Source organism: Streptomyces sp. ICC4 (genome assembly GCF_003287915.1).
Lineage (GTDB): Bacteria > Actinomycetota > Actinomycetes > Streptomycetales > Streptomycetaceae > Streptomyces > Streptomyces tritrimontium.
In genome coordinates this window covers 3,570,743-3,591,716 of sequence record NZ_CP030286.1, presented here as the reverse complement: position 1 = coordinate 3,591,716, position 20,974 = coordinate 3,570,743, and the positions used below count along the sequence as shown (strand labels likewise).

Annotated in this window: 24 protein-coding genes and 1 pseudogene; 13 read left to right on the top strand and 12 right to left on the bottom strand. The window is 73.0% G+C overall.

Annotated features, from left to right (window positions below; translation table 11 throughout):
• Window positions 1–120 precede the first annotated feature (120 nt).
• The 5 genes from DRB89_RS16730 to DRB89_RS16710 all read left to right on the top strand — a co-directional run bounded on the left by DRB89_RS16730 (window position 121) and on the right by DRB89_RS16710 (window position 4,722).
• Window positions 121–687, top strand: a complete 567-nt coding sequence (locus tag DRB89_RS16730) for a potassium channel family protein (RefSeq protein WP_112449069.1) — start codon at window positions 121–123, stop codon at window positions 685–687.
• Window positions 684–2,039, top strand: a complete 1,356-nt coding sequence (locus tag DRB89_RS16725) for a chloride channel protein (RefSeq protein WP_112449068.1) — start codon at window positions 684–686, stop codon at window positions 2,037–2,039. Before DRB89_RS16730 ends, DRB89_RS16725 begins: the two co-directional genes overlap by 4 nt.
• A gap of 101 nt (window positions 2,040–2,140) precedes the next feature.
• Window positions 2,141–2,878: a hypothetical protein gene (locus DRB89_RS16720; protein ID WP_112449067.1), complete on the top strand. Its 738-nt coding sequence runs from the start codon at window positions 2,141–2,143 to the stop codon at window positions 2,876–2,878.
• A gap of 99 nt (window positions 2,879–2,977) precedes the next feature.
• Window positions 2,978–3,511 carry a toxin-antitoxin system, toxin component gene (locus DRB89_RS16715; RefSeq protein ID WP_112449066.1) on the top strand — a complete coding sequence of 178 codons (534 nt, stop codon included), beginning with the start codon at window positions 2,978–2,980 and terminating at the stop codon, window positions 3,509–3,511.
• Window positions 3,512–3,513: 2 nt separating this feature from the next.
• Window positions 3,514–4,722, top strand: coding sequence for a DUF6545 domain-containing protein (locus DRB89_RS16710; protein ID WP_112449065.1), 1,209 nt, complete (start codon window positions 3,514–3,516; stop codon window positions 4,720–4,722).
• A gap of 180 nt (window positions 4,723–4,902) precedes the next feature.
• Here DRB89_RS16710 and DRB89_RS16705 read toward each other — a convergent pair whose 3' ends face one another.
• Window positions 4,903–5,223 carry a hypothetical protein gene (locus tag DRB89_RS16705; RefSeq protein WP_162688607.1) on the bottom strand — a complete coding sequence of 107 codons (321 nt, stop codon included), beginning with the start codon at window positions 5,221–5,223 and terminating at the stop codon, window positions 4,903–4,905.
• A 317-nt stretch (window positions 5,224–5,540) separates the two neighbouring features.
• The gene (locus DRB89_RS16700) at window positions 5,541–5,966 is read right to left on the bottom strand and encodes a MarR family transcriptional regulator (RefSeq protein WP_112449063.1); all 426 of its coding nucleotides are present in this window, start codon (window positions 5,964–5,966) and stop codon (window positions 5,541–5,543) included.
• Window positions 5,967–6,100: 134 nt separating this feature from the next.
• Between DRB89_RS16700 and DRB89_RS16695 the strand changes: the two genes are divergently transcribed.
• Window positions 6,101–6,985: an MBL fold metallo-hydrolase gene (locus DRB89_RS16695; protein WP_204357742.1), complete on the top strand. Its 885-nt coding sequence runs from the start codon at window positions 6,101–6,103 to the stop codon at window positions 6,983–6,985.
• Between the two features lie 20 nt (window positions 6,986–7,005).
• Here the strand turns inward: DRB89_RS16695 and DRB89_RS16690 are convergent, their stop codons facing one another.
• The 3 genes from DRB89_RS16690 to DRB89_RS16680 all read right to left on the bottom strand — a co-directional run bounded on the left by DRB89_RS16690 (window position 7,006) and on the right by DRB89_RS16680 (window position 9,795).
• On the bottom strand, window positions 7,006–7,398 hold the full coding sequence (locus DRB89_RS16690; RefSeq protein WP_112449061.1) for a hypothetical protein: 393 nt from the start codon (window positions 7,396–7,398) through the stop codon (window positions 7,006–7,008).
• Window positions 7,399–7,467: 69 nt separating this feature from the next.
• The gene (locus DRB89_RS16685) at window positions 7,468–8,262 is read right to left on the bottom strand and encodes a maleate cis-trans isomerase (RefSeq protein WP_112449060.1); all 795 of its coding nucleotides are present in this window, start codon (window positions 8,260–8,262) and stop codon (window positions 7,468–7,470) included.
• Between the two features lie 156 nt (window positions 8,263–8,418).
• Window positions 8,419–9,795 (bottom strand): M64 family metallopeptidase, encoded by a 1,377-nt coding sequence (locus DRB89_RS16680; protein WP_112449059.1) that lies wholly within the window; start codon window positions 9,793–9,795, stop codon window positions 8,419–8,421.
• A gap of 139 nt (window positions 9,796–9,934) precedes the next feature.
• Here DRB89_RS16680 and DRB89_RS16675 point away from each other — a divergent pair, with 139 nt between their 5' ends.
• Window positions 9,935–11,287 carry a helix-turn-helix transcriptional regulator gene (locus tag DRB89_RS16675; RefSeq protein WP_112463319.1) on the top strand — a complete coding sequence of 451 codons (1,353 nt, stop codon included), beginning with the start codon at window positions 9,935–9,937 and terminating at the stop codon, window positions 11,285–11,287.
• Window positions 11,288–11,325: 38 nt separating this feature from the next.
• Here the strand turns inward: DRB89_RS16675 and DRB89_RS16670 are convergent, their stop codons facing one another.
• From DRB89_RS16670 to DRB89_RS16660, 4 genes are read right to left on the bottom strand one after another with little or no spacing between them, the layout of a single operon-like run.
• Window positions 11,326–11,850, bottom strand: a complete 525-nt coding sequence (locus DRB89_RS16670) for a GNAT family N-acetyltransferase (protein ID WP_112449057.1) — start codon at window positions 11,848–11,850, stop codon at window positions 11,326–11,328.
• Window positions 11,838–11,999, bottom strand: coding sequence for a hypothetical protein (locus DRB89_RS42980; RefSeq protein ID WP_162688606.1), 162 nt, complete (start codon window positions 11,997–11,999; stop codon window positions 11,838–11,840). The genes DRB89_RS16670 and DRB89_RS42980 overlap by 13 nt, the downstream gene beginning before the upstream one ends.
• A complete protein-coding gene (locus tag DRB89_RS16665) occupies window positions 11,981–12,289 on the bottom strand; it encodes a hypothetical protein (protein WP_112449056.1) in 309 nt (102 codons plus the stop codon). The genes DRB89_RS42980 and DRB89_RS16665 overlap by 19 nt, the downstream gene beginning before the upstream one ends.
• Before the next feature lie 41 nt (window positions 12,290–12,330).
• A complete protein-coding gene (locus tag DRB89_RS16660; RefSeq protein WP_112449055.1) occupies window positions 12,331–13,215 on the bottom strand; it encodes a helix-turn-helix domain-containing protein in 885 nt (294 codons plus the stop codon).
• Between the two features lie 131 nt (window positions 13,216–13,346).
• Between DRB89_RS16660 and DRB89_RS16655 the strand changes: the two genes are divergently transcribed.
• From DRB89_RS16655 to DRB89_RS16645, 3 genes are all read left to right on the top strand, one after another.
• On the top strand, window positions 13,347–14,012 hold the full coding sequence (locus DRB89_RS16655) for an ArsR family transcriptional regulator (protein WP_112449054.1): 666 nt from the start codon (window positions 13,347–13,349) through the stop codon (window positions 14,010–14,012).
• A 19-nt stretch (window positions 14,013–14,031) separates the two neighbouring features.
• A complete protein-coding gene (locus DRB89_RS16650; protein WP_112449053.1) occupies window positions 14,032–14,688 on the top strand; it encodes a DJ-1/PfpI family protein in 657 nt (218 codons plus the stop codon).
• A 175-nt stretch (window positions 14,689–14,863) separates the two neighbouring features.
• Window positions 14,864–15,994: a MerR family transcriptional regulator gene (locus tag DRB89_RS16645; protein ID WP_239516186.1), complete on the top strand. Its 1,131-nt coding sequence runs from the start codon at window positions 14,864–14,866 to the stop codon at window positions 15,992–15,994.
• A gap of 38 nt (window positions 15,995–16,032) precedes the next feature.
• On the opposite strand, the gene DRB89_RS16640 is transcribed toward DRB89_RS16645, so the two are convergent.
• Together DRB89_RS16640 and DRB89_RS16635 are read right to left on the bottom strand one after the other, a co-directional pair.
• A complete protein-coding gene (locus DRB89_RS16640) occupies window positions 16,033–16,515 on the bottom strand; it encodes a hypothetical protein (protein WP_112449052.1) in 483 nt (160 codons plus the stop codon).
• A 65-nt stretch (window positions 16,516–16,580) separates the two neighbouring features.
• The gene (locus DRB89_RS16635; RefSeq protein ID WP_112449051.1) at window positions 16,581–16,994 is read right to left on the bottom strand and encodes a response regulator transcription factor; all 414 of its coding nucleotides are present in this window, start codon (window positions 16,992–16,994) and stop codon (window positions 16,581–16,583) included.
• Window positions 16,995–17,048: 54 nt separating this feature from the next.
• Here DRB89_RS16635 and DRB89_RS16630 point away from each other — a divergent pair.
• Both DRB89_RS16630 and DRB89_RS16625 read left to right on the top strand, forming a co-directional pair.
• Window positions 17,049–17,494, top strand: a pseudogene (locus DRB89_RS16630) (DUF2809 domain-containing protein).
• A 121-nt stretch (window positions 17,495–17,615) separates the two neighbouring features.
• Window positions 17,616–18,191 carry a GNAT family N-acetyltransferase gene (locus DRB89_RS16625; protein ID WP_112449050.1) on the top strand — a complete coding sequence of 192 codons (576 nt, stop codon included), beginning with the start codon at window positions 17,616–17,618 and terminating at the stop codon, window positions 18,189–18,191.
• Window positions 18,192–18,440: 249 nt separating this feature from the next.
• Here the strand turns inward: DRB89_RS16625 and DRB89_RS16615 are convergent, their stop codons facing one another.
• Window positions 18,441–20,105, bottom strand: coding sequence for a fumarate hydratase (locus DRB89_RS16615; RefSeq protein ID WP_112463318.1), 1,665 nt, complete (start codon window positions 20,103–20,105; stop codon window positions 18,441–18,443).
• A gap of 150 nt (window positions 20,106–20,255) precedes the next feature.
• Between DRB89_RS16615 and DRB89_RS16610 the strand changes: the two genes are divergently transcribed.
• Window positions 20,256–20,939 carry a DUF1707 domain-containing protein gene (locus tag DRB89_RS16610; protein WP_112453196.1) on the top strand — a complete coding sequence of 228 codons (684 nt, stop codon included), beginning with the start codon at window positions 20,256–20,258 and terminating at the stop codon, window positions 20,937–20,939.
• The last annotated feature ends 35 nt before the right edge of the window (window positions 20,940–20,974 follow it).

Below are 20,974 nucleotides of genomic sequence, written 5' to 3'. Positions count from 1 at the left end.
GTGTCGTCCGAGGCCCCCGGGCCAGAGGTGCGGGTCGATCGGACGGATGCTGCAATGGCCGTACGGCTCTGCCGGCCGAGGAGGTGCGGGGATCGCCCGGTCCGGGTGCGAGGAGGGGTCATGAGCGACGAGGGCCGGCGGCGCGTGCGCGTGCTGGCGGGGCACCTGCTCCGCTCGGCGGCCTCCGTCGTCCTCTTGACCGCGCTGTACTTCCTGGCCCCGCTGGACCGCGGGTTCGACGCCCTGACCCTCACGCTGCTGGTCCTCGGCATGGCCCTCTTCGGCGGCCTGATCGCCTGGCAGATCGCCGCCATCACCCGTGCGGAGCATCCGCGGCTGCGCGCCATGGAAGTACTGGCCACCGCCGTGCCGCTGTTCCTGCTGCTGTTCTCCGCGTCGTACTTCCTGCTCGCGAGGGAGCTGCCGGAATCGTTCTCGGAGGCGCTGAGCCGGACCGACGCGCTGTACTTCACGGTCACGGTGTTCGCGACCGTGGGATTCGGGGACATCGCACCCGCCACCCAGGTCGCCCGCGCGCTGACGACCGCGCAGATCGTCGCCGACCTCATCGTGGTGGGGGTGATCGCGAAGGTCCTCTTCGGGGCGGTCAGGATCGGGGTGCGCAGGCGGGGGCACGTCGCGCGGTTCCCGGAGGAGAAGGAAGAAGAGGAAGAAGGAGACCCATGACGGAGCCGCGTGCCCGATCCGGCCCGCCGGTCACCGGAACGCAGCCGCAGGAGGCGGACGTCCTGCGGCAGCTGCTCCGCAGCCCCGGCTACCTCAAGTCGCTCGCCCTCTGCGCGCTCATCGGCATCCCGGTGTCCCTCGCCGCCTTCTGGTTCCTCGTCCTGCTGCACGAGCTGGAGCACGGTCTGTGGGCGGACCTCCCGCACGCCATGGGAATGAACGCACCGCCCTGGTGGTGGCCCTTCCCCCTGCTGCTCGTCGCCGGAACCGCGGTCGGCCTGGTCGCCGCCCGCCTGCCCGGCGCGGGCGGCCACGTCCCCGCCTCGGGACTGCACACCGGCGGCCCTTCGTCGGCCGCGCTGCCCGGCGTGCTCCTCGCGGCGGTGGCCGGCCTGCCGTTCGGCGCCGTCCTGGGACCGGAGGCCCCGCTGATCGCCCTGGGCGGCGGCCTGGCCCTGGTGTTCCGCGACCTCGCGAAGGCGCCGGCGACCGCGCGGAGCACCGCCCTCCTGGGTGCGGCCGGAGCGGCGGCGGCCGTCTCGGCGATCTTCGGCAACCCGCTGATCGCCGCGGTGCTCCTCATCGAGGTCGCGGGGGTGGGCGGGCCGCAGCTGTTCGCGGTCATGCTCCCCGCCCTGCTCTCCAGCGGAGTCGGAGCCCTGGTGTTCACCGGGCTCGGCCGCTGGACGGGGCTGGCGACGGGCGACCTCTCCCTGAATCTGTCCGCCCCGATCCCCCGCTTGGACGGGGCGGACGTGCTCTGGGCGCTGGCCATCGCCGTGGCCCTCTCCGCGGTCCTGCATCCGCTGCTGGCGGGAGCCCGGCTGATCGCCTCGTACGTCGCGGCGCGACCCCTCGTACGGACGGTCCTGTGCGCGCTGGGCGCCGCGGCCTGCGCGGCGCTCTACGCGCTGATCACCGGGCGCTCACCCGCGGACGTCGCCTCGTCCGGCCAGTCCACCCTCGCCAAACTCGCCACCGACCCGCACGCGTGGGGTGTCGGCGCCCTGTTCGCCGTCCTGCTGTTCAAGGGCGCCGCCTACGCGCTCTGCCTGGGCAGTCTGCGCGGCGGGCCCGTGTTCCCGGGGCTCTTCCTCGGCGCCGCGGCGGGCGTCCTGCTCTCGCCCCTGCCGGGTCTGGGCGTCGTACCGGCGATGGCGGCGGGCATGGCCGCGGCGGCGGCCATCACGCTGCGGCTGCCGGTGAGCAGCGTGGTGCTCGTGGTCCTGCTCCTGGGCAGCTCCGCCATGATGCCCGTGGTGATCCTGGCGGCCGTGGTCGCCTTCGCCATCACCGAGTTGCTGCCCCCCGGGCCCGCGGTGTCCGACGGCGCCCGGAACCACATGACCTGAGCAACCACGGCTGTCGCAGGGTCAACTCTGGTTGCTACCCTTGGGGCGAGCGGCTCCGGTCCGCTCGAACGGCCCCACCCCACAGTCGAGCGGGAGTTCACGTGAGCGCCAGGTACGCCCCGGACCCCTCGACGACCGTCGAGCGGATCGTCCCGCTCCTGGAACGGGCGGGGCTCGCGCGCGAGGAGGTCCTGCGGGTCGGGGGCGAGGGCGGGCTCTCGTTCCGCTCCGGGGTGCCCGAGGACATCGTCGAGGCCCTGCTGGAGGGCGGACACGCACCGTCCGCCCCCGGCGCGGACGCCGCGGCGGATCCGATGGAGGCCCGACACCGCCAGGTGGTCGACCGGATCCTGTTCCTGCGCGCGACGCGCCTCAGAGCGTTCGCGGACGGCGGGCGGCGGGCGTACTCCCTCGCGGAGATCGCGACCGGCGCGGGTACGAGCGCGCAGTGGCTGGATAAGATGATCAAGACTGGCAAGGCTCCGAACCTCGATCACGCGGCCGGTATCGCGGGGTTCTTCGGGGAGAACATCGAATTCTTGGTGGCCCCGCCCGCCGAGGCGCTCGACCGGGTGCTCCAGCAGATCCACAAGGACCTCCTGGAGAAGACGGTGGAACGCCAGGACGAGTACCTCCAACGGCTGAGGCAGGGGGATACTGCGTCCTACCTCAGTTCCGAACTGGGCGTGGCCGGTTACGCGGCCCGTGCTCTGGCCGACGTACCGGAGGACACGGCGCAGCCGATCATCGCCCTCATCGAATCAGTGGCACGCCGCTCGCGGGAAGAACGAGCCCGGGAGGCCAAGGCGGACTCGGACGGGCCGACGAGAACGGTTTGACCCGGTGGGCCGGGGCCGGGAGACGTGCGGTCCCCCGGCACTGACAGTGGACGAGGCATGGGGGGACCGTGCGTTCGGCCGGAAAGACGGTGGCACGCGATGGGCATCGCCCGCGACATGAAGCGGCATCGGGACGAGCTCCACAGGGGGCTGCCGCGCCCGATTCCCGACGATCCGGTCGATCTGTTCAAGGCGATCTGCGGCTACCTCAGCGCGAGCGCCGGGCGCGAGGTGCGCCTGATGCTGGAACCCTTCCCCACCGGTACGGTCAGCGGGCTCTGGCTCGACCTGGGTGACCACGAGGTCATCGCGGTGGAGGCGAACACCTCGCCGATCCACCAGATGGTGATCCTCGGCCACGAGCTGTGGCACCGCAAAGAGGGGCCGTGCGGCCACCACGGCAGCGCCGCGGGTGCGGCGGCCGCCGCCCGCATGCTCGGGGACCGGTGGAGCATCAGCGACGCCGCGGCGTACGTCGCCGCCCGGACCGACCCCGACCTGGACGAGGAGCGGCGCGCGGAAACCTTCGGGCGGATGCTGGCCGTCAAGTTCCGCCCGCACCTGGAGGGCACGCACGGCCGGACGCCCACAGACGGAGTGGCCGGCCGCATCTGGGCATCACTGGAAGGCTGAACGTGCACGAGGGCGTCAACTACTACGTGCCGGCCACCGCCCTGGGCGTCGCCGTACTGGCGAAGTTCCCGGCACTCGTGCGGGGTTGGCGCAACCCACTGGTCCGCACGGTGAACTCGCTGCTCATCCTGACCTGCGCCGCCTTCCTCTTCTCGGCTCCGCCGACCATCAGGTTCGTCAACCAGCTGACCGGTGTCAGCAACTTCTCGGCTCCGCTGGTCTACTGCATCGTGTCCGCCTACTCGTGCGCCTGCGTGGTGCTCATGGAGCACTGGCGGGCGGATTCGCGGCGCCAGGCGCGGGCCCGGACGCGCGTGCGCGGCTGGATAGCCGGTTTCGCCCTGGTGATCGCGGCCGTGGTCGTCTGCTTCTGCCTGGGTGAGGCACCGGACGAGCGACTGGTCGACTTCGAGCTCTACTACGCGACCACCCCCTTCATCTGGGAAATGCTCGTCATCTACATCTTCGCCAACGCGGTCGCCGCGCTGGCGGGTTCGGTGGCGTGCTGGAGCTGGTCGCTCGCCATCCGCAGGAGCACGGCGCGCGACGGAGTCGCGGCGGGCGGCAGGTCGCTGCGCGTGGGACTGGTCCTCCTCGCGGTCAGCTTCCTGGTGAACGGCATCTTCAGCCTGACCAAACTGGTCATGATCGCCGCGTGCTGGACCGGGCGGGAGTGGTACGCCCTCGAGCGCTGGATGTCGATCGTCATCTCCCTCAACGGCATGGTGGCCGCGTGCGGCCTGCTGCTGCCCGTGGTCGGCCCCTGGCTGGGGGCGCACGCGGTGCACCCCTTGCGGGACTTCGCCGCGCTGCGGCACCTGCGGCGCACCGTCCGCCCCTCCCCGTGCACCGCCCGGCAGCCCGTCCTGCTCACCGCGCCCTGGTTCTCCAGCCCCGAGCAGCACCTGATGCACCGGATGACCGACCTCCACGACTGGATGCTCGAACTGCGCGCCTACTGCTCGGACGACGTGCGCGAAGGCGCCTACCACGGGGCGCGGCAGGGCGGGACGCCCGAGCCGGAAGCCGTGGCGATCGCCTTCGCCGCCATGTTCACGGCGGCGGCCGACCGCCGCAGGAGCGGGTCGCCCACCGCACCCGAACAGGGCGTACGGGCTTCCCGGGCCCTGCGTTCCGCCGAGACCGAGTACCGCGACCTCATGATCCGCGTGTCCAGGGCCCTGCCCTCGCTGGCCGGCGCGGAGAGGTGAGGCGTCCCCCCACGCCTCACCTCTCCCGTCCGCGGGTCAGCCGCACCCCCGTGACGGCTGGACCCCGGGTCGGCCGCACCCCCGTGACAGCCGACCCTCCGGTTCAGCCGCACCCCCGTGACGGCTGAACCCCCGAGTCAGCCGCACCCCCGTGACGGCTGACCCCGTACCCTGCCGCGGTCAGGACCCCGCGGAGATCTGGCCGAGCGGCTCCCAGCCGCCGTGCCCGTCACCGCCCCGGTTCAGCGACACGTCCACCGCTCCGCCGTCCGCGACCGTGAGGCGGTCCGCCTTCCCGTCACCGTCCCAGTCGGCCCACCGCACCCGGCCCAGCTCGCCACCGGCGTCGCCTCCGCGCCCGCCGACGGGGGCGACGTAGCCGCTGATGTTCGAACCGACGCTCGCGGCAGCCGACCCGGCGCTCATGAGCATCAGCCCGGGGGCGATCGCCACCATCGTGAGTGACCGGGTCACCATGCGGCGGACCGTCGAACTGGACACGCTTGTCTCCTGTTTCGGGCAGGGCGGAGTGACCCGGGAACCACCGGGCGACGAGAGGGAAGTTGTCGTGGCGATCTCCGCCACACGAGGAAGGTACGCACAAACAGACGATTAATCAACCAGAATTGATGGCGCCTCAACCAGAGGTGAGAACAAGGAGAAGGGTCGCCTCCTCCTCGCGGAAAAGACGGCCCTCGCCACGACAGGACGCGTCAGGGCACACCGGGGCGCGTCAGGGTCGAGCGGTCAACACCATCGGACGCGCAAGCCCCTGACCTGCCCGGTCGCCGTACGGCGGCGTCGGCGTCGGCGTCGGCTCAGCGGGAGGTGACGGCCCGCTCGAGCAGGCCGCGCAGGACGCGCTGCTCCTGCGGCTCAAGGCCGGACAGCGGGGAGTCCATCGCGAGGAGTCCGAGGAGACGGGCCCGCAGCGCCTCGCCGTCAGCGGTCAGGACGAGGTGCTTGGCGCGCCGGTCGGTGGGGTGCGGGTGGCGCTCGATGAGGCTCTGCTTCTCCAGCTTGTCGACGACGAACGTGGTGTTGGAGGGCTCGCAGCTCATGCGTTCGGCGAGCTCCCGCATGGTCATCGGTCCGCTCATCTCCCGCAGCGCGGTCGCCTGGGACGCGGTGAGCCCGAGGGTGGCCGCACGCTCCCGCACGTGCTCGGCGATCCGCTGGGCCAGTCCGTTCACCAGACCGCACAGCTGCCGCTCGGCGATGGCCTGCTCGGAAGACGTCGTCATGCCCCCACTCTAACAAATCCGTCAAGGCGAAATATTTACAGCTTGAATCATTCGAACTTGATGCTTATGGTTGGCGTCGTCGCCCCGGGAGACCGTCGGCGATCGATCTGACGATGAATCACAGGAGTGAAACCATGGCTGACGTGACGGTGGCTCAGGACGTACGACTGCGCCGGCCGGCGGGAATCCGCTCGATCCGGCTGGGGGACACGAAGGTGTCGTACGTACCGGACGGCGATGTGCGGTTGCGGCCGCTGCGCCTGCTCCCGGACACCACCGCCGAGGTGTGGGCCGCGCACCCCGAGTACCTGGACGCCGCGGGGCTCCTCGTGGGAAGCGTCGGCGCCCTGCTGGTGGAGCACGGCGACCGCGCGCTGCTGATCGACGCGGGCTTCGGCCCCCGGACCCACGCGTCCGCGGACGGCCCCATCGACACGATCCACGGCGGGGCGCTCACGGACGGCCTGGCCGAACTCGGCCGCCAACCCGCGGACATCGAGGCGGTGGCCTTCACCCACCTCCACGCCGACCACCTCGGCTGGGCCTGCCACCCGGCCCCCGGTGGTGACCGGCCGGTGTTCGCCCACGCCGACTACCTGGTCTCGGAGCCGGAGTGGGACCGGCGCGACCTCCTGGAGGCCCAGGGCATGACCGAGCAGGTCGCGGCCCTCGCGCCCCGCGTGCGAACGATCACCGACGGGCAGGAGGTCTTCCCCGGAGTCAGCGTGCGGATCACCCCGGGCCACACCGTCGGGCACGCCGAGTACGTCATCACCGGCGGCGGACGGCGCCTGATCGCCTTCGGCGACGCCCTGCACTCGCCGATCCAGATCGACCACCCCGCATGGTCCTCGGCCTTCGACCACGACCTCGCGAAGACCGCCGAACACCGCCGCCGCCTCGTCGCCGAACTGGCGGAGCCCGGCACGATCGGCTTCGGCGTCCACCTCGCCGACGTGGTCTTCGGACACGTCCGCCACGACGGCGACGCCCCGGCGTGGCACCCCCTGGACGCCTGACCCGGCCTCACCGGCGCGCGTCAGGCGGGCGTGAAGAGGTCTTCCCGTGCGTCTTCGAGGATGAAGCCGTTGTCGAAGCGGACCGTGAGGGTCACGCGGTCGCGCTGCGCGAGGTAGGCGGCCCAGTCGGGCTCCAGCCCGCCGACCTGCTCCTCGAGCCGGCGCCGGCTCTCCTCGGGTATCTCACGGCCGAAGGAGTCGAGGAGGGATTTCAGCCGCTCGTACTCACGGGCTTCCGCGCTCTGGTGGTCGTGCTGGACCACGCGCTCGACGGTGCCCTCCGTGCCCGCCGCCAGGGACACGGACCCGGCGACGGTCTCGGGCGAGTCCGCGGGCCCTTCCGTCAACGCGACCCAATCGGTGAGCCTGGTGTCCGCCGCCAGCTTCACCCGCCGGCCTTCTTCTCGCATCATCGTGTGTTCGTCTCTCGGGTCGGTGCACGTCAGAACGCTGCCATTATCCGTCCCGGCCCCCGCGGCCGGTCAGCGCGGGGACAGGGCGAAGAGCCGCCCGTAGCCCGTGACGTCGTCCGTGTGCGTGCCGGCCGCGTTCATGGCCGACCACAGCAGCACCTGGTTAGCGGTGAACACCGGCCGGCCCGAGGTCGTCTCCAGGGCCTCGATCACGCCGACCGCCCGCAGGCCGTTGCCGCCGATGACCACGGCTTCGGCGTCGTCGGGGACATGGCCGGCGGCCCAGTCGTGCAGGTCGCCCGGCCGGATCAGGGACTGGCCGCTGGGCAGGGCGCAGGGGGCGGAGAACCGGACGTCGAAGCCCGCCGCCTCGTAGTAGGCCCGGCCCAGGTCGTTCAGGGCCGGGTCGAACCAGGGCGGGTCGACGAGGCAGAGGCGGGTGGCGTCCGCCGCGTGCAGGGCGTCGACGGTCGCGGCGCAAGTGGCCACCACCGGGAGGCCGTTCGCCCGGGCGCTCAAGCGGGCGATCATCGCCGCCTCGCCCCGCGCGCCGATGACGTACGCCGAGCTGGTGAACGCGTACGCGATCGCCGCGAGGGGCGCCGCGGCCAACTGCGCGGCGGCCTCGTCGACATGGGGCGGCGCGGCGAAGTCCCGGACGGGGGCCAGGGGGATCGTCGGATCCATGGTGCCGCCCTGCCGCATCGCGCCGAACGGCACGCGCGCGGTGTGCAGGCCGATGCCGGCCGGTGCCATCGCGCGCAGCTCGGATTCCGGGCCCACGTCCGCGTGCGGTGTCAGCACGCCGAGCCGGGCCCGCACGTCCCATCCGTCGGGGCGCCAGCCCTCGGTGGGCGCGGTCACCCGACGACGGGGCGGTCGGGGGCCGCGCGGAGCTGCGGCGTTCGGTTGTGCGTCACAAGGGCACTATGCGCGCATCCGTACGGCGCCGCGGCGGACACCACTCCGTGCGGCACCCCGTCCGGGGGACCTCGCCTTCGCCCGTCTGCGGGAGGTCCCTCAGAGGCGGACGTTCCAGTCGACGGTGGTGCGCAGCGTGCGGGCGGTCTTCGGGTCGCGGACCGAGGGGGTGCGGTCCTCGGCGGTGACCGACAGCTTGTGCGTCCGGAGGTCGTGGAGCCGCAGGTCGGCGATCGGGACCTCGGTCCGGCCTTCCAGGCGCCGCACCTCCCGGCCGTCGAGGTACCAGCGGACCACGAGCTGTCGGCCGTCCGCGCCGGTCAGCCGGGGCACGGTCACCTTCGCGGTGTGGCGCCACCGCAGGGCGCGGTCCGTGGGGGTGAGCGGGGTGACGATCCTCGCGTGCCGGTAGAAGCCGCCGATCATCGACTCGACGCCGGGGAGGTTGAAGGGCTTGCCCAGGACCCGCATGAGGGAGTTGTCGGTGGGCCGCTGGAGCCCGGTGAGGAAGTAGCCGCCCCCCTCGTACGCGCCGACCGTGCCGCCGTCGGGCGAGGGCTCGCCCAGCCAGCGGTACCACTTGGCCCGCTGCCGGGCCAGCCGGTCCGCGGACAGGGTGGAGATGTTGGACTCGGCGGGCTCGGGGCCGGTGTACTTCTCGTAGTCGGGGACCCCGGGGTAGAAGTACTCGTCGGCGAGCTTGCCCAGGGAGTGGCCGGTCTCGTGGATGGCGACCTGGCCGGACTTGGCGTTGTCGGCCGAGGCGGTGGATATGCCCTCGTAGCCGAGGGTGGCGCTGGGCTCGTTGTAGCCCGCGCCGCCGTACTTGGCGCTGTTGGCCAGGACGATGACGAGGTCGGCCTCGGGTGCCTTCGCGACGTAGGTGTCCACCTTGGGCTGGTCCACGCACAGCAGCCGCTCGATGTCCTCGCACCAGAAGTACGAGCCGAGGGCGGTGTCGCGGACGGCCTCCCGGTCGGGGTCGCCGGAAACGCCCGATTCGCGGGAGACGGCGTCGACCGTCCAGACGTTGAAGAGGTTCCGGTAGGTGGTGTACGGCTCGACGGCCGTCACCTCGGCCCATTTGGCCTGCGCGTCGGCGTGGAACTTGCCGAGCTCGGCCGCCGTGTAGCCGTCGCCGATGACGACGACGTCCAGGCGGTCGGCGGTGGGGCCGTTGTCGACGAGCTTGGCGACGTCGCCGTCGGCCGCCCGCTCGGACTCGGAGAGCCGGGCGCCGGTCTTGGCAGTGCCGCCGGCGGGTACGCGGGTGTGGCCCGATCCGGCGTTGCCGCCGACCTCCGGCCCGGGGATCTCCACCTCCACTTCCACCCCCGCCCCCGCTTCCACCCGCGGCGCGGCCGGAGCCTCGGCCGCGCGGACGGGTCCCGCGACCAGTAGAGCGGTGGTCGCGCAGGCCGCCGCGACGGCCGCGCGCAGGACCGATCGGACGGCTGGACGTCTGGTGTGACGCATGAAGTCCTCCCCCGGGAAAGGAAGTTAAGTGAAGAGTTAATCGTGCTGAATCGGTTGCTTAAACTAGGTGGCGCACGACGGGTGCGCAATGGCCCGCTCCCCCTGAATACTGGGGAGTTCGAGCGACCAGGGGGAATCCATGGACGAACCGGCCGAGATCGGCCGCAGGGTTCAGCGCATGCGCACCGAACTCGGGCTGACACAGCGGAAATTGGCGGAACCCTCGTACACGCCGGCCTACATCTCGACGCTGGAGTCGGGCAAGGTGCGTCCCTCCGAGGCGGCGCTGCGCTTCATCGCCGGGCGGCGCGGCACCTCCTACGAGGAGCTGGCCACCGGCCGCCCCGCCCGCCTGGCCACCGAGCTGCGGCTCGCCCTGACCGACGCCCAGCAGCTCCTCGCCGCCGGCGCCGCCGACGAGGCCGCCGCCCGCTACCGGGGCCTGCTCGCGCGAGCGGAGCACGCGGACCTCGCCGACGTGTGCGCCGAGGCCCTGCTCGGGCTCGGCGACTGCGCCCTGGAGTCCGGTGAACTGCCCGACGCGATCCGCCACTTCGAGGCCGCCGAGCGGCTCCTGGCCGATGAGCCGCTCCCCCGCCGCGCCCGTCCGATCCGCGGCCGCGCCGTCGCACACCTGCTCGCCGGGGAGTTGCGGTACGCCTGCTACCTGCTCGAATCGACCATCGACGAGCTGGGGACGAGCGGGCTGGCCGACCCCGAGGCGCTGGTGCTGCTCTACGCCGCGGTGATCGGGCCGTACATCGACATGGGCGCCCACGCCCGGGCCGCCCACGCGGCCGAGGTCGCCCTGTCGCTGGCCCCGCAGGTCAGCGACCCGGCTCTGGTCGCGGGCATGCACCGACAGGTCGCGCGGACGTTCCTCACCGAGGGGCGCGTGGCCGACGCCGACGCCTCACTCGCCAAGGCTCAGGCGATCTACGGGCAGCTGCGGTTGCGGACCGATTTGGCGCACTGCCACTGGATGCGCGGCTACGTACAGGCCCAGAACGGGGAACTCGGCTCCGCCGAGCGGGAGTTGCGTACGGCCCGGGAGATGCTCTCGGCCGGTCGCGCGGCCCTGTACACCGCGCAGGTCGAAGTCGAACTGGCCGACGTACTGCGCCGGCTCGGGCGGTACGAGGAGGCCGCCGAGCTGCTCTCGGCGCTGCTGGAGCTCGGGGACAGCCACGGCGCGGTGCACGCGGGCGGCGCGCACCGGCTCCTCGGCCTGATGGCCGAGGAGCGCGGCGAGAGCGAGTCGGCCGAGGAGCACTACGTGCAGGCCCTGGCGCTGCTGGAGCGCAGTGGGGCGACGGGCGATCTGGCCGACCTGTGCCGGCTGCTGGGCGACCTGCTGCGGCGGGGCGGCCGGACCGAGGCGGCCCTGGACGCCTACCGCACGGGCCTGGGCCACCGGGCGGCCCCCGGCACCACCACCCTGGGCCCGGCACCGGCGTCGCCGGCGTTCCCGCCCCGCCCGGCACCGCGGTAGGGGATCGTCCCCCACTGGATCGGCCGGACCTACCGGACCTAGAGGTCGATCCAGTAGCGCCGCTTGGGGCCGATCAGGGTCTCCCGGACGTCCTCCAGGACGCCGCCGCCGTTCTCGATCGTGCGGATGGAGGCGCGGTTCCCGGGGTCGCAGGTGAGCAGGACCCGGTCCATTCCCAGGAGCCGTGCCTCGTGGAGGACCTCGGACAGGGCCCAGGTGGCCAGGCCGCGGCGGCGGGCGGAGGGGCGCACGCTGTAGCCGATATGGCCGCCCGCGTCGAGCAGGAACCCGTTCAGGTAGTGCCGCAGGTCGATGGCGCCCAGGTACTCGTCGCCCTCGGCGATCCACCAGTACGTGGCGTGGACGCGCCCCTGTTCGAGCGGAAGCGTCCGGTCCCCGTACCCGCGCAGCCGCTCCGCCCACGCGGCGAAGCCCTCCCGGCTCTCCACGTCGTCGTCGGAGCCGAGCCCGGCGCCGTCCATGTGCGCGTCGGGGCCCCATTCCTCCCGCGCGGCGAGCCACGAATCGTACAAGCGGGCGGTGGGTGTGATCAGCTCGGGCATTCCCGGACGATAACAGTGCCGCCGGGACGGACCCCGGCCCGGGCGTCGCCCACGTGGTCGAGGCGGCCGACGGCGTGGCGGCGCCCCACCCGTACGAGGCGTACGCGGCCTGCGGGCAGGACGGCTTCGGCTACCAGTCGAGCTCCCACAGCCGCAGGGTGCCGTCCGAGCTCCCGGAGATCAGGAACCGGTCGTCCGGGGTCAGCGCGATGCCGTACACGTCTTCGGTGTGCCCTTCCAGGGTCCGCACGCAGCGGCCGGTCGCCGTGTCCCACATCCGTATGAAGAGCTCCCGGGCGTGGCCGTGGCGTTCCCGCTCGGGAACGTGGTCGATGCCGTGGGCTTCGACGTGGCCGACCCGGTCCGAGGGCGAGGGCGCCGCGGGGGCCCCGTACGGGTCGTGCGGCCCCGGGTGCGGGTCGGGAAGCGTGGATGCCATGGAGCCCTCCGGCTGCGGTATCACCGTACGGCTTCTCGAGGTCACCGGGGCGGGCCCGACACCCTCCCGTCGGCCGGGAGGCCCGGAGCGGCCGGCTCCGGCGGGGAATCCGCGTTCCATTCGATCCGGCCGCCCCGCAGGAACTGGGTGGGGGTCATGCCGGTGACGGCCCGGACCGTGTGGTGGAAGTGGGCCTGGTCGTGGAATCCGGCGAGGTCCGCGACGCGGGCCAGCGGCAGGCCCTGCTTCTGGAGCCGCAGGGCGTTGGTGAAGCGCAGGATGCGGGCGATGGCCGCGGGAGAGTGCCCGATCTGCTCACGGAACCGCCGCTCCAGGTGGCGCACGCTCCACAGGGTGTCGGCGGCCAGCCGGCCGACCCGGATCCGGCCGCGCACGCGGTGCAGTTCGTGCCAGGCCCACATCACCTCCGGGGAGACGCGCGCGCCGCGGTCGAGGAGCGGCGCGAGCGCGGCGTCCAGCAGGCGCAGCCGCTCGCCGGCCGGTGCGTGCGCCAGCATCTCCGGCAGGTGCCGCAGGGTGCGCGGAAGGAGGCTGACGGGGTCGAGGTGCGGCTGGCGCCACTGCGACATCGGGACTCCGAAGAGGCGGTAGGCGCCCATCGGGGGCATGCGGACCACCACGCCGCGGACGTCCCCCTCGTGCTCGGCGCGGACCGCGACGGTGGCGGGCAGATCGGCCCGGGAGGCGGCCGTGCTGTAACTGCGGTCGCCGGCCATGCCCAGGGTCCGGACGGGGGCGCCGAAGCCGAAGTCGACCGTGGCGATCGTGTTGGGGACGACCAGGCGCCGGCGCACCACTCCCCCGGCGTAGGCATAGGCGGAATAGCCCGACACGATGCCCCGCAGCGCCGGTGAGGGTGCGAGCCGGCGACTGTAGGAGGCGGCCTCCTGGCCGTTGCGTGCCACCGCTCGCCCCTTTCCTGTTCCCGCCGCCGTTCCCGACACCGGGTGGAGTGCCCGGGCCGCGCCGAGCGACACATCGGACTGAAGGGAGTTCCTTCCCTTTTTGGCGCATAAGCGTCGATTATATTGGGGCCATGACCGAAATGCCCCGTGGCGTCGATGTCCAGCGCGTCCACCACGCCCTGGCCGTACCGTCGCGTCGGCGCCTGATGGCCCTGCTGCGGGAGGCGGACGGCCTGTTGGGCGTGGATGACATGGCCGCTGCCACGGGGCTTGCGGTCGCCACCGTCCGCCACCACCTGGCGGCCCTCGCCGACGCGGGCCTGATCGCCTCCACCGCCGAGGCCGGGCCGGGGCGCGGCCGCCCCAGGCTGCGGTACGCGGCGACCCGCGCCGATCCGCACGAGCACTCCGCCGACGCCCCCTTCCGGGAGCTGGCCGAAGCCCTGGCCGCGGCGGTGGGCGGCGGACCGGGCGGGTCCCGCGAGGCCGGTCGCGGCTGGGGCCGCCGGCTGGCCGGGAGCGGGCCGCCGGCGGAGCGGGTGTTCGCCGTGGCCGCCCGGATGGGCTTCGCGCCCCGGGTCGAGCCGGGGCCCGACCCCGCCACCCGGCGGGTACTGCTGCACGACTGCCCGTACCGGGAGCTGGCCCGCACCCGGCCCGAGGTCGTGTGCGCCGTCCACCAGGGCGTCCTGGACGGCCTGCTCGAAGCCACCGGGACCACGGCCCGGCTGCTGCCGTTCATCGGCCCCGACCTGTGCGCGGCGGACCTGCGCACGGCGGGTCCCCGGAAGAACTGACCGAGAAGGACATCAGCCCATGCTCATCGTGTTCCCGCTCTACCCCGGTTTCACGGCGCTCGACGCCGTCGGCCCGTACGAGGTCCTGCGCTTCCTGCCCGGCGCGGAAGTGGTCTTCGCCGCCGAGCGGCCGGGACCGGTGCGGGCCGACAGCGGTGTCCTGCGCATCACGGCCGACGCCGCCTTGAGCGACATCGGCTCCTGCGACGCCGTGGTCGTACCGGGCGGCCCCGGCTCCCGCGCCCTCGCCGATCCCTCGGCCCCGTACGTGCGCTGGCTGCGCGAGGTGCACCCGGACACCCGGTGGACGACCTCCGTCTGCACCGGGGCACTGCTCCTCGGCGCCGCCGGAATCCTCGAGGGCCTCCAGGCCGCGACCCACTGGAACTCGATCGACCGGCTGGAGTCCTTCGGCGCCTCCTCCACCGAGCAGCGGGTCGTCTTCCAGGGCAAGGTCGTCACCGCGGCCGGTGTTTCGTCCGGCATCGACATGGCGCTCGCGCTCGCCGCCCGCATCGAGGACGCGGTCACGGCGCAGGCCATCCAGCTGCTCATCGAGTACGACCCGCGGCCCCCTTTCGACATGGGGTCACCCGCCAAGGCCACACCGGAGGTCAGGGAGCGGGCGCGCGAGATCGCCGCGGACGCCCGGGCCGGGAGGGGTGCCCAAGCCTGAGGGAACGCGGCGCACCGGCGAACGCGTGGCCGGATCCCCGCGGCCCGGCGGCCCCGCGGCCCGGCGGCCCCGCGGCCCGGCGGCCGGCACGGCACTGGTTCCCGCATGCTGGTCGGTGTACGGGCGACCGGCCGGGGTTGACCCTCGACCTGGTGGAGGGATCAGGGTTCCGGGTGTGGAGAACGAGATGCGCGGCATAGGCGAGATGGCCCGGGCGAGCGGACTGGGCGTGAGCGCGCTGCGGTTCTACGACGGCGCCGGCGTACTGGTCCCGGCCTGGGTCGATCCGGTGAGCGGCTACCGCTGGTACGGCCCCGAGCAGTTGGAGGAGGCCCGGCTGCTGGCCCGGCTCCGCCGGGCGGGCATGCCGCTGGCGGACATCCGGCTGGTGCTGGCCGGCTGGTGCGGCGCCGACACCGATCTGGTGCGGGGGCTGCTCGAGGCGCATCTGCGCCGACTCGAACGGGGCCTGTCCGATGCCCGCGGCGAGTTCTCCACGATCCGAGCGCTACTCGAACTCAGGGAGAACCCCATGACCACACCGACGACCGACGCCAGCAGCGCTGCCACCGCCGGCGCGGCCGCCACGACCGTCCGGCTGACCGTCCCGGCGCCCGAGCTGGCCGCCGCGCTGGACGCGGTCCGGTTCGCCGCCGGCACCGATCCGGAACTGCCGATGCTCGGCGGCGTCCTGTTCGACATCGAGGGCGAGGCCCTGCGGGTCGTGGCGACCGACCGGTACCGGCTGGCCGTCGCACGGGCGGCCACCACCGGGCACGCCGGACCCCGGGTCCAGATCCTCGTGCCGTCCCCGCTCGCCGACGCGATGCGGGCGCTGCTGAGCGAGGACGCCTCCGCCCGGCTCACCGTGGACGGCGCCCGCGTGGCCCTGGAGACGGGCGAACGCCAGACGGCCGGGCGCTGCCTGGACCACGATTTCCCCGACTACCGCCGCCTCGTCCGCCTGCCCGCCGGGCGCCGTGCCGTCGTCGACGTCGCGGACTTCCGCGACGCGGTGGAGACGGGCCCGGTCCGCGCGAGCGAGGTGCGCGAAGAGGACGGCTCGTCCCACGACCTCACCCTGCTGAAGGTGGCGGCCGACGGTGCGGTGACCGTCTGCGAGGACGGGGACGACGACCAGGGCCTCGTCGCGGTCAACCGCGCGTACCTGTTGGACGCCCTGACCGCCGGGGCCCGGGACCGGCTGGTCCTGGAGTTCGGCACCCCGACCGCGCCGCTCGCGTTCCGCCGGACCGACACCGAGGACGCGTTCTCCCTCCTGATGCCCGTCCGCCTGGAGAACTGACCACCGGTCCGGGGCTCGCGGACGCCGGCCGCGGACGCCTACGCGCGGATGTGGGACGGGACGTAGGCATCGGCGAGGTAGGCGTCCAGGTCGCGGTCCTCGGGCCGCTCGGGTGCCAGCATGTGCCGGATCCAGGCGTCGCGCTCGTGGCCGAGCGGGGCCAGCTCCCAGACGCAGCCGATCCAGGAGCGGTCCACTTTGACGAAGTGGGTCGCGTCCCGGTCGGGGCAGCCGAGCACCGGCTGGCCCGCGGCGGCCCCGCCGAAGTGCAGGACGTTGTCCCACACCCAGCTGTACGCGTTCAGGTACGCGCTGCCGTCCGCGGACGCGTGGACGATGACGAACGTGGCCGGGGGCGTGCCGTCGGCCTCCGGCAACAGCTCGGGCAGCAGGGCGTACGCCGCCTGCGCCACGGCGGGATCGATGCCCGCCGGGTCGGCGGTGACGTGGTAGCGCTTGACGGACCGGCCGCCGGCCACGATCGGGGGGTGCACGGTCAGGAACTTCTCTGCGAAAGGCATGTCGCGAAGGTACGCACGCTCCACTGACACCTCCTGTCAGTGGACTTCGGGAGATGCCCGCGCTGTCAGGGCATCTCGTCCGGGTCACAGCTGGCCCGGCGCAGTCCGATGGTGCGCAGGGCCCGCATCAGGGCCTCGGAGTCCCCCTCCCGCACGATGTGGACGGCTCCGTCGACGGCGAGGCCGGACACCGCCCGGGGCACGCCGACGGCGGCGGTGCGCAGCACCACCCCGCTCGGGGGGTCCAGGGCGCGCACCCCGTGGAAGACGTCGAGGACGTCGGGGACCGTGTCGAGGCCGTCCACCCCGGCGGGCAGGGACAGGACCGTGATGTCCGGCAGGAGGACCCGGGCGTGGGCCAGGGCGACGGCGGGGACGTCGGCGTGCGAGACGACCCGGAAGTGCGGGTTGCGCTGGATGCCCGAGCGCAGCAGCTCCAGCTGCTCGCCTTCGGGAACGCCCACCACCAGGACGGTCATCACCCTTCCCATCCTGGGTCCCCGCACGCCGCGGGGCGACTCGGGCCGGGCAGTATGGCCCCCGTGAACCCCGTGCCCGAGCCCCGTGACCGCACCGCCGCCTCAGGACCGGGCCCGATCCGTCTCGCGGCGGCCGGGGCCGCGGTGGTGACCGTCGGCGCGGGGCTGGGGCTCAGGGCCGTGGGAGCGGGGGACGCGGCCAAGTACGGCGGCGACGCGCTGTACACCGTCCTGGTGCTCGCCCTGGTCGTGCTGGCCGCGCCGCGAGTGCGCTGGCCATCAGCTGGGCGGTGGAGTTCCTGCAGCTCACCGCGGTGCCGGCCGAGCTGTCCCGGCACAGCGCCGTCGCCCGGCTCGTCCTCGGTTCCACCTTCAACCCGCCCGACCTGTTCTGGTACGCGGTCGGCGCCGCGGCGGGCTGGCTCGTGCACACCGCGCTGGGTGCGGCGGCCGGCCGTACCGGCCTGGTCAGCGGGCGACGCCGGGCATCTGGAGGGTGACCGGACCGCGCGCGGGCGCCGCCGCCGGAGGAGCAGGAGCCCTTCCGCGTGCACCGACACCGACCGTCCGGGCGGAGCGATCTTCCGCCTACGGGCCGCGGTGCGTGGCAGCCTCGCTGCCATGCACTACCGATCCGCCACGGCGGCCGACGCGCCGGCCATGGCCGCTCTCTTCGCGGCCAACCACCACGACGCGCTGACCGAGCGGGAGCGCTCCGAGCAGGGTTTCGTGCAGGGCGCCCTCGACGAGTCTGCGCTGCGCTCGATGGCCGATGCCGGGGGCCTCCTGGTCGCGGACGAAGACGGGGACCTCGCCGGGCTGCTCGGCTTGATCCCGCCCGAGAGCATGCCCGAACCGCCGCCGCCCGTCCTCGCCCTGCTCGGCGCGCAGGACTCCCTGCGGTGGCGGGGCCGACCGCTCCGCTCCGCGCGCTGGCTGCTGTACGGCCCCGTCGTGGTCGCCGCGGCCCACCGGGGCAAGGGGGTTGCCAGGGGGCTGTTCACCACCGCGATCGAGGCGGCGTCCGGCCGGGCCGACCTGGTGGTCGCCTTCATCGAGATGACCAACCGGGCCTCGTGGCGCGTCCACGTCGACGGGTTCGGCATGACCCCGCTGGGAGAGCTCGTCGCCGAAGGCCGCTCCTACGGCGTGGTCGGTGCGGCCGCCCCGGAACGGCCGGCGCGGCCCGGGACCTGACGGGTTCCGCGCCCCGGACCGGGCCCCTTCCCTCCCCTCACACCGAAGGTCGAGGTCCTGGAGTACGAGGAGCTCGGCATGGAGGCGGTCTGGAAGATCGAGGTCGAGGACTTCCCGGCCTTCATCGTGGTCGACGACAAGGGCAACGACTTCTTCGTCGATCCGCCCCCGTCCCCGCCCTTCGTGCCCAGGCTTTCGGGCAATGACCGAGGGCCCCTCCGCCGTTGGCGGAGGGGCCCTCGGTGTGGTTTACAGGCCCGGGCCGCGGACCGGGATGTGGGTGAACGTCGGGGCCGGGGCCGGATCGACGAAGAAGTCGTTGCCCTTGTCGTCGACCACGATGAAGGCCGGGAAGTCCTCGACCTCGATCTTCCAGACCGCCTCCATGCCGAGCTCCTCGTACTCCAGGACCTCGACCTTCTTGATGCAGTCCTGGGCGAGGCGCGCCGCCGGGCCGCCGATGGAGCCGAGGTAGAAGCCGCCGTGCGTGCCGCACGCGTCCGTCACCTGCTGCGAGCGGTTGCCCTTGGCCAGCATGACCTTGGAGCCGCCCGCCGCCTGGAACTGCTCGACGTAGGAGTCCATGCGGCCGGCCGTGGTCGGGCCGAAGGAGCCCGAGGCGTAGCCCTCGGGGGTCTTCGCGGGGCCGGCGTAGTAGACCGGGTGGTCCTTGAGGTACTGGGGCATCTCCGCGCCGGAGTCGAGGAGTTCCTTGATCTTGGCGTGCGCGATGTCGCGGGCCACGACCAGCGGGCCGGTCAGGGAGAGGCGGGTCTTGACCGGGTGCTTGGTGAGGGTGGCGAGGATGTCGTCCATCGGCTGGTTCAGGTCGATGGAGACCACGTCCGCGGACTCGGCGAGATGCTCGTCAGTCGTCTCCGGGAGGAAGCGCGCCGGGTCCGTCTCCAGCTGCTCCAGGAAGACGCCCTCGGCGGTGATCTTCGCGGTGGCCTGGCGGTCGGCGGAGCAGGAGACGGCGATGGCGATCGGGAGGGACGCGCCGTGGCGGGGGAGGCGGACGACGCGGACGTCGTGGCAGAAGTACTTGCCGCCGAACTGCGCGCCGATGCCGATCTTCTGGGTCAGCTCGAAGACCTGCTGCTCCAGGGCCTCGTCGCGGAAGCCGTGGCCCAGCGGGGAACCCTCGGTGGGGAGCTCGTCCAGGTAGTGGGCCGAGGCGTACTTCGCGGTCTTGAGCGCGTGCTCCGCCGAGGTGCCGCCGACCACGATCGCCAGGTGGTACGGCGGGCAGGCCGCCGTGCCGAGCGAGCGGATCTTCTCTTCCAGGAACTTCATCATGGAGGCCTCGTTGAGGACCGCCTTGGTCTCCTGGTAGAGGAAGGACTTGTTGGCGGAGCCGCCGCCCTTGGCCATGAAGAGGAACTTGTACGCGCCGCCGTCGGTCGCGTACAGCTCGATCTGCGCGGGCAGGTTCGAGCCGGTGTTCTTCTCCTCCCACATGGTGACCGGGGCCATCTGCGAGTAGCGCAGGTTCAGGCGGGTGTACGCGTCGAAGATGCCGCGGGACAGGGCCGCCTCGTCGCCGCCCTCGGTGAGGACGTGCTGGCCGCGCTTGCCCATCACGATCGCCGTGCCCGTGTCCTGGCACATCGGCAGGACGCCGGCCGCCGCGATGTTCGCGTTCTTCAGGAGGTCGAGGGCGACGAACTTGTCGTTCGCCGAGGCCTCGGGGTCGTCGATGATCCGGCGCAGCTGCGCGAGGTGCGCGGGGCGCAGGAAGTGCTGGATGTCGTGGATCGCCTCTTCGGCGAGCTTGCGCAGCGCCTCCGGCTCGACCTTGAGGAACGTACGGCCGTCGGCCTCGAAGGTCGAGACGCCTTCGGAGGTCACCAGGCGGTACGGGGTGGAGTCCTCGCCCAGGGGCAGCAGGTCGGTGTACGCAAACTCTGGCATGACGGCAGTCATTCCCTCACTCGGCAGACGGCGCTGACGACCGTTTGGCAGCGCGGTATCCAGCGTAGGACCTCTTCCGGTGGCTTTTGTTGTGAGGTAAGGCTCACTGGCCAGTATCGCGATCTATCGTGTCTCGCTATGCTGGGGTGCGTGGACCTGGAAAAGCAGCCCCCATCCGTACCGGCCCCCGCCCCCGCGCCCGGCGCCGAGCTGCGCGCCTCCGACGCCGACCGGGACCGCATCGCGCAGATCCTCGCCGATGCCGTCGCCGAGGGCCGGCTGACCTCGCAGGAGCACTCCGACCGCCTCGACTCGCTGTACGCCCTCAAGACGGTCGGCGAGCTGGACGTGCTCGTACGGGACCTGCCCGCGCCCGGCGCGAGCCCCCGGCGCGAGCCCGCGTACGCCGACGGGACCCCTGTGGGACCGCCGCCGGGTGATCCGGGCGAGACGGTCGTCGCGGTCTGCGGCAGTGCCTCCCGCAAGGGGCGGTGGCACCCGCGCGCGCTCACCCGCGCGGTCTCCGTCATGGGCGACATCACCATCGACCTCACCCAGGCCGTCTTCGAGCAGCAGGTCACCGAGATCACCGTGACGTGCGTGCTCGGCAACGTCGAGGTCCTGGTTCCGGAGAACGTCACGCTGCGCGGGTACGGCAGCGGGCTCCTCGGCAACATCGAGGTGCACGGTGAGGGGCGCGGCGAGAGCGAACCGAACGCGCCGGTCGTGATCGTCCGCGCCTTCGCGCTGCTGGGCAACATCGAGTCCCGCCGCAAGCCCGGCGCCCGCCTGGTGGACCTGGCCCGCGGATCGCACAAGCACCTCGGCGGATAGCGCGTCCGCGGGCAGTGCGTTCGTGGGGCGGGAAA

Bases quoted from the DNA above. Each gene is read 5' to 3' on its own strand.
- DRB89_RS16655 (WP_112449054.1), top strand. From the start codon at position 13,347: ATGACCGAAATGCCCCGTGGCGTCGATGTCCAGCGCGTCCACCACGCC.
- DRB89_RS16730 (WP_112449069.1), top strand. From the start codon at position 121: ATGAGCGACGAGGGCCGGCGGCGCGTGCGCGTGCTGGCGGGGCACCTG.
- DRB89_RS16635 (WP_112449051.1), bottom strand. From the start codon at position 16,994: ATGACCGTCCTGGTGGTGGGCGTTCCCGAAGGCGAGCAGCTGGAGCTG.
- DRB89_RS16665 (WP_112449056.1), bottom strand. From the start codon at position 12,289: ATGGCATCCACGCTTCCCGACCCGCACCCGGGGCCGCACGACCCGTAC.
- DRB89_RS16725 (WP_112449068.1), top strand. From the start codon at position 684: ATGACGGAGCCGCGTGCCCGATCCGGCCCGCCGGTCACCGGAACGCAG.
- DRB89_RS16690 (WP_112449061.1), bottom strand. From the start codon at position 7,398: ATGATGCGAGAAGAAGGCCGGCGGGTGAAGCTGGCGGCGGACACCAGG.
- DRB89_RS16670 (WP_112449057.1), bottom strand. From the start codon at position 11,850: ATGCCCGAGCTGATCACACCCACCGCCCGCTTGTACGATTCGTGGCTC.
- DRB89_RS16640 (WP_112449052.1), bottom strand. From the start codon at position 16,515: ATGCCTTTCGCAGAGAAGTTCCTGACCGTGCACCCCCCGATCGTGGCC.
- DRB89_RS16650 (WP_112449053.1), top strand. From the start codon at position 14,032: ATGCTCATCGTGTTCCCGCTCTACCCCGGTTTCACGGCGCTCGACGCC.
- DRB89_RS16625 (WP_112449050.1), top strand. From the start codon at position 17,616: ATGCACTACCGATCCGCCACGGCGGCCGACGCGCCGGCCATGGCCGCT.
- DRB89_RS16675 (WP_112463319.1), top strand. From the start codon at position 9,935: ATGGACGAACCGGCCGAGATCGGCCGCAGGGTTCAGCGCATGCGCACC.
- DRB89_RS16680 (WP_112449059.1), bottom strand. From the start codon at position 9,795: ATGCGTCACACCAGACGTCCAGCCGTCCGATCGGTCCTGCGCGCGGCC.
- DRB89_RS16615 (WP_112463318.1), bottom strand. From the start codon at position 20,105: ATGCCAGAGTTTGCGTACACCGACCTGCTGCCCCTGGGCGAGGACTCC.
- DRB89_RS16715 (WP_112449066.1), top strand. From the start codon at position 2,978: ATGGGCATCGCCCGCGACATGAAGCGGCATCGGGACGAGCTCCACAGG.
- DRB89_RS16695 (WP_204357742.1), top strand. From the start codon at position 6,101: ATGGCTGACGTGACGGTGGCTCAGGACGTACGACTGCGCCGGCCGGCG.
- DRB89_RS16700 (WP_112449063.1), bottom strand. From the start codon at position 5,966: ATGACGACGTCTTCCGAGCAGGCCATCGCCGAGCGGCAGCTGTGCGGT.